The sequence below is a fragment of the Nonomuraea basaltis genome, from assembly GCF_005893125.1.
Lineage (GTDB): Bacteria > Actinomycetota > Actinomycetes > Streptosporangiales > Streptosporangiaceae > Nonomuraea > Nonomuraea basaltis.
The window spans coordinates 18,431-29,655 of the sequence record NZ_VCJS01000158.1; the positions used below are offsets into that span (position 1 = coordinate 18,431).

Below are 11,225 nucleotides of genomic sequence, written 5' to 3' on the forward strand. Positions count from 1 at the left end.
GGCGCAGTGTCGCCGGTACTGACTTCGGCAGCGTCGGAACCTCATCGGCGGTTGCCTCGCACCGGTGCATCTCGTCCCGAGGAGCCGGTGATAGCACCGTGTGTCCCTCCCGCCAACCTCATACACGATCATTCCGGTTCGCCATGCGGCAAGAGTCGGTGTCTGTCAGTGTCTTGAGGTGGCGCGATGGGCGCCCTATACGGCCAGGCCGGCGGGCGGGATGACCAGGCCGAGTACGTCGAACTCCTGGACCCGCTCTTTGGGCATCGGTCCGAACCGGTCCGGTGCCGAGGCCGCGAGGGCCGACCAGACCTGCGGGATGACCTCATCACTGGCCCGGTCGCGCACCTCCTTGGAGGTCCACACCTCGACGATCCGGAAGCCGGTCGGGGTGGGCCAGGCCACGTGGGTGAGGAGCCCGTCGACGTGACCGCCGGTGTGCTCGATCAGCGCCGCGTGGAAGGCGTCGTACAGTTCGGCCGGGGCCGGTACATCGATGGTGACCGCGTACGTCATGAGGTCCTCCTGGTCGGGGTGGGTGCTGAGAGGCGGGCGGCGAGGTCGGCGGCGCCGTCGCCGGATAGCTGCGGCAGCGCGGCGAGGCGCCCGCAGCACACGAGGAGCAGCGCGGCCATCGGGCCCCGGACCTCCGGGCCGTCGCCCGCCGACCAGGATGTGTCGGTGGCGGTGAGCCGGAACGCGGCCACCTTCCGCGTGGAGGGCAGCGGCGGCGGCCAGCGCATGGACAGCACCCGGCTGGCGGAGATCGCCGCGGCGTCGGGTGCCATGTCGAGCCGGCGGCCGAGGGGGATGGCGATGTCCTGGCTGTGCACGAGGATGTCGCAGAGCGTCTCCAGGTAGGTGACGCCGAAGTTGTGCCGGCGGGAGCCGATCTTGGCGATGATCTGGTCGGTGGTCAGCTCGGCGGCGCGCAGGCGGGCGACGTGCTGCGTTGTGCGGTCGAGGCTGCCGCGCCACGTGCCCATCATGGAGAGCACGTCGCCGAACCTGAGCTGCTGCATGGTCAGGTGTGCGGCGACGTCGCGGACGGTCCAGCCTGCGCACAGTGAGGGCTGGCGCCACTCGTCGTCGGAGATGTTGTCGAGCAGGACGGTGAGGCTGGTGCGCTGAACGTCGATCGCCCGCCAGACCTGGTCGCGGTCGGTAGCAAGGCTTTCAGCTGACTTCATGATCCGACTTCCGACCTTGGGTGTCAGGCAGGGCGGGATCCGCTCCGCTGGGGCACTGGCGACAGGAGCGTCCCGGACGAGACGGTGAAGGAGAGTACGGTCACGACCACGGGGAAATATGCAGCCGAGCCCGAAAAGAGGCCCCCAGTGATCGGCCGATTAGGCCGGTGCCATTTGTGCGGGTGCCATTTTCCGGCCGGCGCGGGAGCAATCTGATCGACGGTTGTCAGGCTAGGTCGTGCCGTTCCGGAGCGGTGCCTGTTCGTGGATGATCGGCTGGAGAATGTGGAGGCGGCCAGGTCGCTCGGTATGAGCGGTGTCCACTACCAAACGGTGGCCGATCTCGCCGCGGCTCTGACATGGTGGCGGCTGGTTGCCTGCCGCTTCCCGCTCAGACCCCGCAGCCGATCGTCGCCATTCCCGGTGATGCGCACAAGTGCCGCCCCAAGATGACCTCGTCCTCCGCGTTGAGCGCGAAGTGTGTGGCGCTGGGCGAAGGCCAGGGCCCAGCCGCCGCTCCAGGAGTTGCCCGCCAGGGCGGCCTGCCGCACGCGGAGGCCGTCCATGAACGCGCCGACGGCGGAGACCATGGCATCCAGGTCGAAGGCGAAGCCGGAGTCCTTCAGCTGGGTGTAGCCCTGGCCGGGCAGGTCGACCACGTACACGGTGTGGTCGCGGGCCAGCACGTCGAGTTGATCCTTCCAGCCGATGACCGAGGTTCCGCCGGGTGAGAGCAGGATCACCGGCGTGCCGGCTCCGGCCTGGACGTAGTGGAAGCGGGCGGTCGGGGTGTCGGCGTAGCGGGAGCCGACCTGGGCCAGGTACGGCGAGCGGAAGGCGCGGCCGTCCTCGGCCGGCTGCCAGCCGTACGCGCCGAGCAGCATCGCGGCCACCAGCAGCGCCACCGCGGCCGCCAACCAGCGGGGCCAGCGCCGCTGGCGCACCGGCTGCTCGATGGTGCTGGGAGGTGTGTTGTCGGCAAGGGGAACCATGGTGATCCTTTGGTGCGGTTGGGGAGGGGTTCATGCGTCTGGACGGGCTGGCGCTGAGAACCGTGACAGACACGGCGGGTGATCCGGCTTACAGCGCCTGGGCGCACAGCGGCACCGTCGCACTCGACGATCCAGTTAGTGAGTCGTTCCGCGGCCATCACGCGCACCCGGCTCGGTCGGGGCCGGTCGTGATCGTGGTAGTAGCCATGCGGGGATGAGGGCGATGAGAGCGAAGCCGACTGTCCACCAGAAGGTTTCGCCGAAGGCGCCTTCCAGTGCGGCGGGGGTGCTGTTGCCCTGGGTGACCCGTTGGAGGACGATGGCCAGGACGGCGGTGCCGAGCGAGCCGCCGACGCGCTGGACGACATTGGTCAGGCCGGTCGCGCCGGGGATCTGGTCGCGGCGCAGTCCTTGGTAGGCGCCGGCCATCATGGCCACGCCCGCGATGCCCAGTCCCATGCCGCGGATCAGCAGGGTGATGATCTGGATGAGGTCGCCGGTGCCGGACAGGGTGAACGGGATCGTCGCCGCGACGGTGACGGCCAGCCCGACCAGGACCAGGGGGCGCGCCCCGATGCGGTCGTTGAGCCGCCCGGCGACCAGCAGCGACAGGGCGGTGCCGATCCCTTGAGGGGCGAGCATGAGCCCGGTCTCGACGGTCGTCAGGCCGTGGACCTGCTGGTAGTACAGCGGCAGCAGGAACATCGGCCCGAAGATCGAGGCTCCGGACAGGAACGTCAGGGTTGTCACGAGCGTGTACGAGCGGTGGCGGAAGAGCCGGAGATCGAGGAGGGGGGCGGTCCTGGTCCGCAGGGCGTGCCGGGCGAACGCCGCGACCAGTCCCACCCCGGCCATCAGGATGACGACGGCCACGGTGCTGCCGAAGCCCTTGCCTCCGGCACCGCCGATCTGCGCGAGGCCGTACACCAGGGCGGCCAGGCCGGGTGACAGCAGGACGAGGCCCAGGACGTCCAGCGGCGGACGGCCCTGCGGCCGGCCGGAGGGCATCGCGCGCCAGGCGAGCAGCAAGGCCAGGCCGACCACCGGCACGTTGACGAAGAACACCCAGCGCCAGCCCGCGCCGTCGATGAGCACGCCGCCCAGGACCGGGCCGATGATCGGTGCGAGCTGGCCCGGGATCGCCACCAGCGCCATGACCCGCCCGAACCGCGACGGCCCGGCGGCCTGAGCCAGGATCGTCTGGGCCAGCGGCAGGATCATGCCGCCCGCCAGCCCCTGCAGCACCCGGAAGGCGATCAGACTCTCGATCGACCAGGCCAGGCCGCACAGCACCGACGCGGCGAGGAAGACCGACAGCGCCGACATCCACATCGTCTTCGCGCCGAACCGCTGCACCGACCAGCCGGTGAGCGGGATCGCCATCGCCATGGCCAGCAGGTAGGCCGTCGCCACCCACTGCACCGTCGCCAGGGGAGCGTCGAAGTGCCGCCCGAGGCCGTCGATGGCGACGCTGAGGATCGTGGTGTTCAGCAACGAGGCCAGCGCGCCCACCACCACGATCGCGGCGAGCTTGAGCAGGGCGGGATCCAGGCGTTCGGGCGCGGCCACCGCAGTCATGGCCGCTGCTCCGGGCGCCGCGCGTACACCGGGGCGTGCTCGGGCCGGGGACCGAACGCGAGCAGCTTCGAGGGGATCTTCTTGAACGGTGGGAAGTACCTGGCCAGGAAGACCAGCAGGCGCGGCGGCCTGGCGCCCTTGCCGGAGAAGGCGGGCACGAACATCGCGCGGTGCAGCACCTGCTGGTAGCGCTGAACGAGCACGGTCGGCCACCAGCGACGCTTTTGCACCTTGGCCAGGTCAGCGGTGGAGAGGCTCCCAGCGCGCAACGGCTCGATCAGGATCGTCGCCGCGGCGACCGCATCCTGGATGGCCAGGTTGATACCCATGCCGCCGGCTGGTGACATGGCGTGCGCGGCGTCGCCGATGAGCAGCACACCCTCGGCGTACCAGCGCTCCAGCCGGTTGAGCTTCACATCGAGCAGGTGCAGCTCGTCCATGCTCCGAAGGTGGTCCACCCGGTCGGCGAACTGCGGCAGCAGCCCGGCGATCCGCTCGCGGAAGCGTTCCACTCCCTCGGCCCGAAGCTGCGGGTCGGCGCCCTTCCTGGTGAAGTAGGCGATCTGGTAGTAGTCCTCCCTAGTGAAGCAGAGCGCGATCTGGTCCCCCTTGAACTGCCCGTTGAGCCGCGCGATCTCGTCGCGTTCCTCCGGATGGCGGGGCAGCCGGAACCACCAGGTGTCGAAGGGCACCGGGAACTCGCGGGCCGCCAGTCCCAGCTCGTGGCGGATGGTCGAGTGCCGCCCGTCGCAGGCCACCGTCAAGTCGGCACGGAGCTCCAGATCGCCGCAGCGCACCCCGACGACCTTGCCGCCCTCCCTGAGCAGCCCTGTCACCGCCGTGTTCATCAGCAGGGTGAAGGCCGGCTCGCGTGCGGCTTCCTCGGCCAGGAAGTTCAGCAGATCCCACTGGGGCATCATGGCGACGTAGTTGTACGGCTCTGGCAGCCCGGCGATGTCGCTCAGTGTGATCCTGCTCCCGTCCGGCAGCGGGGCCTCCAGTTCGCCGAGGCGGCTCTGCGGCAGCTTGCGGAACTTCGTGCCCAGCCCGAGCTCGTCCATCAGCCGGATCGTCGAGGCGTGCACAGTGTCGCCGCGGAAGTCGCGCAGGAAGTCGCCGTGCTTCTCCAGCACAGTCACCTGGATGCCGCCTCTGGCCAGCAGGAGCCCCAACATCATTCCGGCCGGACCGCCGCCGACGATGACGACGTTCATCGGATGCTTTCCTTTCTGAGTCCGACGGCGAGTAGCCGCATCAAGGCCCGGCGAGCCGGACCGACGCGCCGCATCAACGTGGCCATCCTGGGCACGTTCGCGACCTCTCCTCGCAGCGCGGGCTCGACCAGCCGCCGCTGCATCAGGAGCTGGAGCCGCTGCATTACCGCGACGGGCAGCTCGCGCCTTTTCTGTACGGCACGCAGCAGGTGCTCCGGCACCGGCCCGCCGCTCTTGAGCGCGTCGGAGAGGATGTTGGCGGCTCCGACCGCGTCCTGCACGGCGTAGTTGACGCCCACACCGCCCATCGGGGACATCGCATGAGCGGCGTCGCCGATCAGCAGCAGGCCTTTGCCGTACCACCTGATGGCCCTGTTGACCTGCACGTCGAGGAAGCTCACGTCCTCCTCGAAGGAACGCAGGAGCGCCACGCGATCGGCGAGCTCCGGTACGGCTCGCGCCACGCCGTCACGGAAGGCCTCGATGCCGTCGCCGATCAGCTTCTCGCGCCGGTTCTTGTCGAAGACGTAAGCGAGCTGGATGTATGCGCGCCGGTCGAATCCGACGATCCACTTGTAGGGCGCGACCCGGTAGTAAAACTCCTCCACGTCCGGGTCACGCCTGGGTAGACGGAACCAGGCCACGTCGAAGGGCGCGCCGATGGTGCGCACAGGCAGTCCGGCCTTGGCCCGCAGCAGGGAGTCGCGGCCGTCGCAGGCCACCGTGAGGTCGGCGCGCAGCTCGTGCTCACCGTCGGGGTCGCGGTAGCGTACCCCGCCCTCCGGCAGCAGATCGACCACTTGGGAGCGCATGTTCAGCGTGAAGCTCGGGTACTGCTGGGCCTCTTCGGCGATGAGGTTGAGGAAGTCCCACTGCGGCGCGATGGCGACGAACGGGTAGCGCAGCCCCAGCTCGGTCAACGAGCCGACCTGCAGGTCTTTGCCGAAGCCGACGTTCTGGAACTTCCCGTAGGGGATCTTGTGGAATCGGTCGTGCAGGCCGAGCTGGTCGAGCAGCTCCATGGTCGCCGGGTGAATGGTGTCGCCGCGGAAGTCGCGCAGGAAGTCCTCATGCTTTTCCAGCACGGTCACCTCGACACCCTTGCGGGCCAGCAGCAGGCCGAGCATCAGCCCGGCCGGGCCGCCGCCCGAGATCGCCACGCTCATCTCGGGATCTCCTGGATGTGCTCGGGGCGGAAGCCGAAGGCGAGGAAACGTCCGGCCAGGTAACGGGGGATGGCCGTGCGCTGGATCAGGAAACGGGCCAGGGCGGGCAGCTGGCCGTCCTTGCGCTTGTCGTCGAACGCCTGGCGCTGCAGGATCGCCTGCACCCGCTGAGTGAGCACGGCGGGCCATTCACGGCGATGCTCGACCGCAGCCAGATCACCGTCGTCGAGGGTGCCGTCCAGCAGCGGGCGAGTCAGGATGTTGGCGGCGGCGATGGCGTCCTGGACGGCCAGGTTGATGCCCACTCCGCCGACCGGTGACATGGCGTGCGCGGCGTCGCCGATGCACAGCAACCCGGGCTGGTGCCAGGTCTTCAGCCGGTTGACCCGGACCTCCAGGAAGCCCATCACTTCGAAGGAGGTCAGCTCGCCGGTGCGGTCGGCGAACATCGGGGCCACCTGCGCCACGTCCCGGCGGAAGGCCTCGATGCCCTTGGCCTTCCAGTCGTCGAAGCCACCCTTGCCGATGAGGTAGCCGCATTGCCAGAACTCGCCACGGTCGATGGCGACCATGCCCCGGCCGCGGGCGAGCTGGAAGACCAGATTCTCCTGGTCACCGGCGTGTCTGGTCAGGCGGAACCAGATCACGTCGATGGGCGCGCCGAGCTCGTGAACCGGCATTCCGGCCGCTTGCCGTACCGCAGAATTCCGGCCGTCGGCCCCGACGACCAGATCCGCGCGGAACTCGCGGCCATCGTCGCAACGGACCCCCACGACCTTGCCGACTCGGCGGATGACGTCGCGTACCGGGGTGCTCATGTGGAGGGTGAAATTCGGGTATCGCTGGGCTTCCTCGGCGAGCAGGTTGAGGAAGTCCCACTGCGGCACGAACGCGATGTACGGAAATTTCACCTTCATCCCGGCGAACGCCTCGATGGGCGCCAGCCCGCCGCCCAGCGGCACGTTGAGTGTGGTGACCTTGCGATGCCGGAGTTGATGGAAGCGCTCCGCCAAGCCCAGCTCGTCCAGCGCTTCCAGGGTGGAGGGATGCACGGTGTCGCCCCGGAAGTCGCGCAGGAAGTCCTCATGCTTCTCCAGCACGGTCACCTCGACCCCGGCGCGGGCCAGCAGCAGGCCGAGCATCATCCCGGCCGGACCACCTCCGGCTACCACCACGTTCATGCGACCTCCGTCGGCTGCGGGAGCAGCGCCTGCGCGGCGGCCCAGACCCTCGGCATGCCGAACTCGGCCACACCACGGAGCAGGTCGCGCAGGGTCTCGTCGGTGGCCCCGGCCGACCTGGCCAACTCGGCGTGCAGGCCCAGGGATTCACCGAGCGTCTGGTAGAAGACGTCCACGACCAGGCAGGCGAGCGCGCGCTCGCGGACGCTGAGGTGCGGGCGGGCCCAGCGCTGGGCGAGCTGGTCCTCGGTGAAGGCGGCCAGGCCCGAGTCCACGTCCTCCAGGGCGCGTACGGTTCGCGCGAGCACTCCGGTCAGCGGTGTGGGTTCGACGGGCTTGTCGTCCTGGGCCTGGGGCAGTCCGAGCTCGGTCAAGCGTTGGAAGGCGGTGACCACGATCGGGTAGCCCACGTAGGGCGCCAGGTGCCGGTAGAGCTCCCTGACGGCCTCCGGCTCGACGCCATTGGCCAGAGCCATCTGCACGTGCATCGCCAGGGGCAGGTCGAGGTGGGGATGACATAGGTCGGCGGTCAGACAGATGAAGGCCTTCTCGCGCATCGTCAGGTGGGTCAGGCCCCAGAGGTTATGGCCCGCGCCGACGGCGAGCTGGGCGAAGACGGGATCGAGCGCGGCGAGGGCGTCCGCTCCGGCGAGCTGGGTCAAGGCGGCGGTCTCCGTTCAGGACTGGCCGGTCGAGGGACTACTGGGGGGCTACCTGGCCAGCAGCGGCTGAGGCGCCTGTTCGGCGGCTTTGAGCTGGCGGTTCTCCTTGATGAGGAAGTAGATCAGCAGGCCGCTCATGATGAAGTGGCCGCCGGCGGTGTACAGGCCGGGGAAGTAGCCGCCCTTGAGGATCGGGAAGACGAAGTGGGCGATGCCGTTGAGCAGGCCGGCGCCCAGGGCGTACCACCACAGGAAGAAGTTGGACACCCGGATCCGGTAGAGCGCGCCCGCGCCGGCGAAGAAGTACAGCGCGCCGAAGCCGAAGACGAACACGAGCAGGAACTCGTTCTCCGGCCAGTCGCGTGGCGAGTCGAACAGCTCGACGATCTCGTGGGGGAAGCCGCCGGTGTACTCCTCGGCCATGTGGATGAGCTGGAAACCCACCGCGCACAGGTAGACGGCGATCACTTTCCTGGACTTCACCGGGCGGGTGTAGCTGAAGGCGATCCACCCGCTCCAGCCCAGCACGCTGGCGACCACGAGGACGACGGCACCTTGGATGGGGAGGGTCAGCAGTGCCCAGCTGCAGAAGGCGGCGGCCAGGATCGCCATGACGGTCGCCGAGTAGGGTTCGGGTCGTTTGGTCATGGCCGGAAGGCTAGGGAGAGTGCGCTGCCGGCCGCCTCTGTCAGGTGACTGATAGGTATGCGGGGCATATCAGTCACCTGACGGAGGCGGGGCACGGCAGCCTCTGCCTAGTGTCATGCTCATGAAGGCGATCAATGGCGCGATCCGGCTTCTGACGGTCGCATGGCTGTTGGTGCTGTCGCTGAGCGCTCCGGCTCAGGCGCATGTCGTCCAAGCGGGAGCGGATCTGCGGGTGACGCAGACCTTCGCAGCGGGCGAGGTGACGCTCGTCATCTCGGGAGTCTCGCAGGTGCCGTCGGCACTGCGGGTGGCCGCGGAAGCGGCGGATCCCGTGAGCCTGCAGCTGGAGTTACGGTCGCTGACTGACGGCGGCAGGTCGGCGGATTCTGTGCGCGCCGGTAAGGAGTCCGCCGCGTTGCGGGTCACTCACGCTGGCCCGCACGAGCTGTACGTGCGTGCCGATGACGAGGTTTCGGTGATCCCGTTCCGGGTGCTGGTGCCCGGCAGCACCCCCTGGACGATGGTGATGGACGGCGCCTTCCTGGTGGCCGGGCTGCTGCTGGTGGGCGGCGTGCTCGCCATAAGCATGTCCCGGCTCCTCGTGAGCGGCGCGAGCGCAGCCGCAGCGGTCGCGGTCACCGTGATGCTGCTTGGGCCGTACCTGTCACCCGCGCAGCCAGGGGGAGCCGCACCCGTCGCCGAGCCAGGCCGGCCGTATGCGCAGGGCCGCTTCTCGACGCTGCCCGCCCTGCCCGCCACGGGCACCGAGTTCACCTTGACCCTGCGGCTCGCGGACGGCGCGACCGGTCGGCCGGTGGACGATCTCGCCGTCCACCACGAGGCGCCGGCGCATCTCGTGGTCACCAGCCAGGATGGCGCGGTCTTCCGGCACGTGCACCCGTTGCGGACCGCGCCGGGTGTGCTGGCCGTACGGCTGAGCCTCCCGCGACCGGGCCGCTACCTCGCCTACGCCGAGATCGAGCGGCAGCAATCCGGCGGGCAGCTCCTCACTGGCGCCTTCGAAGTCTCCGGTACGGCACAGCCGGACGTCTCCGTGCAGGAGGTCGCCATGCCCAGCCTGACCCCGTCGGCGCCGGTCGCCGGAAGCCCGGTGACCATCGAGGTCGCCACGGAGGGGCAGATCCAGCTCTGGCTGGGTATGCCCGGCCATCTGGTCGTCCGGAGCCGGGACGGCGCCCACCTGGCGCACGCCCACGGGACGGCGGCCGGTCCTTCCGCACTGCGCTTCACGCTCACGCTCCCCGAACCGGGCCGCTACCTGGTCTGGGTCCAGTACGCCGCTGGAGGCCGCCTCCTGACCCGGCCCTTCACCATGGAGGTAGATCGATGAAGTACGCGGGCGTCTGCCTGCTCATCGCGGGTGTGCTGTTCGCCGTCACCTCGCGCTGGATCGGCGGCAGCCCCGAGAGCGTGGCGGTGGCGGGCACGCACTACACCGTCAGCGTGCTGCCGGCCGATCGTGTCGAGGTACGGGTGACCTCGGGCAAGGCCGAAACGGTCACGCTGGCGGCGGTCATGCCCAGCATGGGCCACGCGCTGCCGCCGGTCGGCACCGTGCGAGCCGACCCCGGCCGCTTCGTCGCCATACAGGACGTGTTCACCATGGACGGCGTATGGGAACTGTCGATCACCCTGTCCGGGGATCATGGCGAGGAGACGATCACAGTCGGCCTGCTGGTGTGACGGTCGGAACATCAGTCCGATGGCAGAAGCGGCGAACGAGCGCTCGACCTCGGCCTGGACGTCGCCGCGGCGATCCCGTCCAACAGCACCACCGCGTTCCTCGTGCTCGACAAAGTGGCCCGCATCGCGCCCGGCGAAAGCGTTTTGGTGCATGCGGCGGCCGGCGGGGTGGGCAGCCAGCTCGGTCAGGCAGCCAGGCTGCTCGGCGCGGGCCGTGTGGTCGGCACGGTCGGCAGCCACGCCAAGATCGAAACCGCCAAGGGCTTCGGCTACCAGGAAGTGGTGCTCCGCGAGGAACACCCCTCCGGCTTCGACATCGTGATTGACATGGTGGGCGGCACGACGCGCCGTACCGGAATCGACGCCCTCAACCCGATGGGCCGCCTGATCGTCATGGGCAACGCCAGCGGCGCCGACGACGTCGGCATCCCGGCCAACGAGCTGTGGTTCACCAACAAGACCATGTCGGGATTCAACTTGGCCGCCTTTTCTGCCGCCTTCCCCGCAGAGGCGGGACGTGCACTGCGCCGTGCCGTCGCCGCCGTGGCGGCAGGCGACTTGCTGCTGCGCGTCGAGGAACTGACGCTGGATCAGGCGGCCGAGGCGCACCGGCGCATCGAGTCCGGCACAACCACGGGCAAGCTCGTGCTCAAGGTCCCCTGATCAGCAGAACCATCCAGGCGGCTTGCTGCTCGGCGCGGCCACCATGCCGCATGTCGAGCCAGAGCCAGGTCAGGAACGCGACTGCCTGGCGGAGGTGATCGCAGCCGTCCGGAAATGAGCGCCCGCAGCAGCGGCAGCTCGCGTTCGCGCGCCAGCAGCGGGCGCGCCTGGCGCACCCAGGGCCGGTGGACGGCGTGGCCGCCCGTACCGAGCAGGATCCGCAACGC

13 protein-coding genes are annotated in these 11,225 nt (G+C 69.4%); 3 read left to right on the forward strand and 10 right to left on the reverse strand.

Annotated elements, in window-relative coordinates; all coding sequences use genetic code 11:
* Positions 1-195: 195 nt before the first annotated feature.
* The 9 genes from EJK15_RS47575 to EJK15_RS47620 form a co-directional block, all read right to left on the reverse strand.
* On the reverse strand, positions 196-516 hold the full coding sequence (locus EJK15_RS47575; RefSeq protein WP_138717066.1) for a hypothetical protein: 321 nt from the start codon (positions 514-516) through the stop codon (positions 196-198).
* Positions 513-1,190, reverse strand: coding sequence for a maleylpyruvate isomerase family mycothiol-dependent enzyme (locus tag EJK15_RS47580; RefSeq protein WP_138717067.1), 678 nt, complete (start codon positions 1,188-1,190; stop codon positions 513-515). Before EJK15_RS47580 ends, EJK15_RS47575 begins: the two co-directional genes overlap by 4 nt.
* A 323-nt stretch (positions 1,191-1,513) precedes the next feature.
* Positions 1,514-2,182 carry an alpha/beta fold hydrolase gene (locus tag EJK15_RS47590; protein ID WP_138717068.1) on the reverse strand — a complete coding sequence of 223 codons (669 nt, stop codon included), beginning with the start codon at positions 2,180-2,182 and terminating at the stop codon, positions 1,514-1,516.
* Positions 2,183-2,317: 135 nt separating this feature from the next.
* Positions 2,318-3,760: an MDR family MFS transporter gene (locus tag EJK15_RS47595; protein ID WP_138717069.1), complete on the reverse strand. Its 1,443-nt coding sequence runs from the start codon at positions 3,758-3,760 to the stop codon at positions 2,318-2,320.
* Positions 3,757-4,974, reverse strand: coding sequence for an FAD-dependent oxidoreductase (locus EJK15_RS47600; RefSeq protein ID WP_138717070.1), 1,218 nt, complete (start codon positions 4,972-4,974; stop codon positions 3,757-3,759). The genes EJK15_RS47595 and EJK15_RS47600 overlap by 4 nt, the downstream gene beginning before the upstream one ends.
* On the reverse strand, positions 4,971-6,140 hold the full coding sequence (locus EJK15_RS47605; protein WP_138717071.1) for an FAD-dependent oxidoreductase: 1,170 nt from the start codon (positions 6,138-6,140) through the stop codon (positions 4,971-4,973). The genes EJK15_RS47600 and EJK15_RS47605 overlap by 4 nt, the downstream gene beginning before the upstream one ends.
* Positions 6,137-7,321: an FAD-dependent oxidoreductase gene (locus EJK15_RS47610; RefSeq protein WP_138717072.1), complete on the reverse strand. Its 1,185-nt coding sequence runs from the start codon at positions 7,319-7,321 to the stop codon at positions 6,137-6,139. Before EJK15_RS47610 ends, EJK15_RS47605 begins: the two co-directional genes overlap by 4 nt.
* Positions 7,318-7,983: a carboxymuconolactone decarboxylase family protein gene (locus tag EJK15_RS47615; RefSeq protein ID WP_138717073.1), complete on the reverse strand. Its 666-nt coding sequence runs from the start codon at positions 7,981-7,983 to the stop codon at positions 7,318-7,320. Before EJK15_RS47615 ends, EJK15_RS47610 begins: the two co-directional genes overlap by 4 nt.
* A 48-nt stretch (positions 7,984-8,031) precedes the next feature.
* Positions 8,032-8,631 carry an HXXEE domain-containing protein gene (locus tag EJK15_RS47620; protein WP_138717074.1) on the reverse strand — a complete coding sequence of 200 codons (600 nt, stop codon included), beginning with the start codon at positions 8,629-8,631 and terminating at the stop codon, positions 8,032-8,034.
* Positions 8,632-8,752: 121 nt separating this feature from the next.
* On the opposite strand from EJK15_RS47620, the gene EJK15_RS47625 reads away from it, so the two are divergent.
* From EJK15_RS47625 to EJK15_RS47635, 3 genes are all read left to right on the forward strand, one after another.
* Positions 8,753-9,982, forward strand: coding sequence for a hypothetical protein (locus EJK15_RS47625; protein ID WP_138717075.1), 1,230 nt, complete (start codon positions 8,753-8,755; stop codon positions 9,980-9,982).
* Complete coding sequence (locus EJK15_RS47630) at positions 9,979-10,335, forward strand: hypothetical protein (RefSeq protein WP_138717076.1); 357 nt, start codon at positions 9,979-9,981, stop codon at positions 10,333-10,335. Before EJK15_RS47625 ends, EJK15_RS47630 begins: the two co-directional genes overlap by 4 nt.
* 102 nt (positions 10,336-10,437) lie before the next feature.
* Positions 10,438-10,998 (forward strand): quinone oxidoreductase family protein, encoded by a 561-nt coding sequence (locus tag EJK15_RS47635; protein WP_240777673.1) that lies wholly within the window; start codon positions 10,438-10,440, stop codon positions 10,996-10,998.
* On the opposite strand, the gene EJK15_RS73425 is transcribed toward EJK15_RS47635, so the two are convergent.
* A partial coding sequence (locus EJK15_RS73425) for a hypothetical protein (protein WP_206061546.1) occupies positions 10,985-11,225 on the reverse strand: 241 nt, incomplete at its 5' end. The genes EJK15_RS47635 and EJK15_RS73425 overlap by 14 nt on opposite strands.

What these genes read in the sequence shown, in the direction of transcription:
- EJK15_RS47625 (WP_138717075.1), top strand. Translation starts at nt 8,753, where the DNA reads ATGAAGGCGATCAATGGCGCGATCCGGCTTCTGACGGTCGCATGGCTG.
- EJK15_RS47605 (WP_138717071.1), bottom strand. Translation starts at nt 6,140, where the DNA reads ATGAGCGTGGCGATCTCGGGCGGCGGCCCGGCCGGGCTGATGCTCGGC.
- EJK15_RS47595 (WP_138717069.1), bottom strand. Translation starts at nt 3,760, where the DNA reads ATGACTGCGGTGGCCGCGCCCGAACGCCTGGATCCCGCCCTGCTCAAG.
- EJK15_RS47580 (WP_138717067.1), bottom strand. Translation starts at nt 1,190, where the DNA reads ATGAAGTCAGCTGAAAGCCTTGCTACCGACCGCGACCAGGTCTGGCGG.
- EJK15_RS47620 (WP_138717074.1), bottom strand. Translation starts at nt 8,631, where the DNA reads ATGACCAAACGACCCGAACCCTACTCGGCGACCGTCATGGCGATCCTG.
- EJK15_RS47630 (WP_138717076.1), top strand. Translation starts at nt 9,979, where the DNA reads ATGAAGTACGCGGGCGTCTGCCTGCTCATCGCGGGTGTGCTGTTCGCC.
- EJK15_RS47590 (WP_138717068.1), bottom strand. Translation starts at nt 2,182, where the DNA reads ATGGTTCCCCTTGCCGACAACACACCTCCCAGCACCATCGAGCAGCCG.
- EJK15_RS47600 (WP_138717070.1), bottom strand. Translation starts at nt 4,974, where the DNA reads ATGAACGTCGTCATCGTCGGCGGCGGTCCGGCCGGAATGATGTTGGGG.
- EJK15_RS47610 (WP_138717072.1), bottom strand. Translation starts at nt 7,321, where the DNA reads ATGAACGTGGTGGTAGCCGGAGGTGGTCCGGCCGGGATGATGCTCGGC.
- EJK15_RS47575 (WP_138717066.1), bottom strand. Translation starts at nt 516, where the DNA reads ATGACGTACGCGGTCACCATCGATGTACCGGCCCCGGCCGAACTGTAC.